The organism is Pararobbsia alpina, assembly GCF_902859895.1.
GTDB lineage: Bacteria > Pseudomonadota > Gammaproteobacteria > Burkholderiales > Burkholderiaceae > Pararobbsia > Pararobbsia alpina.
In genome coordinates, this window is the sequence record NZ_CADIKM010000146.1 from 1 (window position 1) to 1,721 (window position 1,721).

General features: G+C 66.2%; 2 protein-coding genes and 1 pseudogene. 2 read left to right on the top strand and 1 reads right to left on the bottom strand.

The window, feature by feature from the left end; translation table 11 throughout:
- A pseudogene (locus HV670_RS31765) lies at positions 1–425 on the bottom strand (TolC family protein); the annotation flags it as partial.
- A gap of 122 nt (positions 426–547) precedes the next feature.
- Between HV670_RS31765 and HV670_RS29895 the strand changes: the two are divergent.
- Positions 548–1,210, top strand: coding sequence for a response regulator (locus HV670_RS29895; RefSeq protein ID WP_175108528.1), 663 nt, complete (start codon positions 548–550; stop codon positions 1,208–1,210).
- Positions 1,211–1,242: 32 nt separating this feature from the next.
- A partial coding sequence (locus tag HV670_RS29900; protein ID WP_175108529.1) for a sensor histidine kinase N-terminal domain-containing protein occupies positions 1,243–1,721 on the top strand: 479 nt, incomplete at its 3' end.

Consider the following 1,721-nt stretch of genomic DNA (forward strand, 5'->3'; position numbering starts at 1 on the left):
TCGCCACGCTGCAGGATCGCCATCACGTCGATGCTGAGCCCGTAGGTAAACGCGCGTGTCGCGCCCGCGAGCGCCGGCGCGGGATAGTCGCTCTCGATGCCCACCTGAGGGTCAGGCAACAGTCCGGCGGCGAATGCCTGCGCGCGCGCAATGCCCAGGTCGTCGCGGCTCAGGCGCAGATCGGGGTTGCGGGCAACGGCGAGCATCGCGACCTCGGTCATGTCGAGGCCGTCGGAAGGGTCGAAGCGGTAGGCCCTGAGCTCCGCGGTCGGCATCGCTCGCGGGTCGATCTCGACGCGCCCGAGCGTGTCGATGGCCGGTTGCCCGTCGTCGAGCGACTGGGGCTGATAGCTCATGCACTGCGCAAGAAGCGCGCACAACATGAGCAGCGGCAAGCGGAAAAGAAGAAACTGAATGCGAAGCAAGGCAGAGGTTCCTGGCAGCAAGGCGACACACCGGGGCGATAAGATGCGACGAGTCTAGAAGTCGCCGTCTTAAGAAGCCCTTAAGCGGCACGGGTGGAGAATGCCGGCAACCGGAGAAAGCGATGCGCCTGCTATTGATCGAAGACGATGCGATGATCGCGGAGAACGTGCAGGAAGCGCTGCGCCAGAGCGGGTACGTGGTCGACTGGGCCGACACGGGGCGCGCCGCCGAACTGTCGCTCGACAACGGCGTATACGACCTCGTGTTGCTCGATCTTGGCCTGCCGCGCAAGGATGGCATCGCGGTGCTCGAAGACTACCGGCGCAAGGGCGGCCAGATTCCGGTATTGATCATTACCGCGCGCGATGCGATCGCGGACCGGATTCGCGGACTCGACGCGGGAGCCGACGACTATCTGGTCAAGCCCTTCGATGTCGACGAACTGGCGGCACGCGTGCGTGCACTGCTTCGCCGCCGGACGGGGCAGGCACAACCCGTCTATCTGCATGGCGGCCTGCGGCTCGACCCGGCGGCCCACGAAGTGTCGCTCAACGGCACCGGACTCAATCTCGTGCCTCGCGAATTTGCACTGCTGCGCGCCTTGATCGAAGAGCCGACTCGCGTGTTCTCGCGCGCCGAGCTCGAGGACAAGCTCTACGGGTGGGGCGATGAAGTCGGCAGCAATACAATCGAGGTCTATGTTCACAGCTTGCGCCGCAAGCTCGGCGCCGAACAGATCGTGACGGTCCGCGGTGTGGGCTATCGGCTGGCGCGCGTCGCCTGAGCACCCTTGGTCACCTTTTGAGCAGGCACTCGATGATCTCAATCCGGCGCTGGCTGCTGGGCTGGCTGCTTTGCGGGCTTGCGCTCGTCAGCGCGGTGGCCGGCTATGCGATCTTCCGCACGGCGCGAGCCGAAGCCGCCGAGCTGTTCGACTATGAGCTGCGCGCCATCGCGCTGTCGCTGCCGCGCGGTATTGACGATATGGACCTCGCGAGTGGGCCGGGCGGGGTCTTCGAGGGCTTGCGCGACGACCGGATCGTGATCCAGATCTGGCAATCCGATGGACGGCAGGGCGATCAGGCGCCCGCGCGGGACGCCCTTCCGCGCGAGCACGCCGGATTCCAGACCGTGGCATACAAGGATCGGCGCTGGCGCGTGTACGGGCTCGCGCAAGCCGATCGCTTCGTCCAGGTCGCGCAACCCATCTCGGTGCGCAACGACCTCGGCCTGCGGCTCGCCGCGCGGACCTTGTGGCCGCTTGCGCTGCTATTGCCCGGTGCGCTGATCCTCGT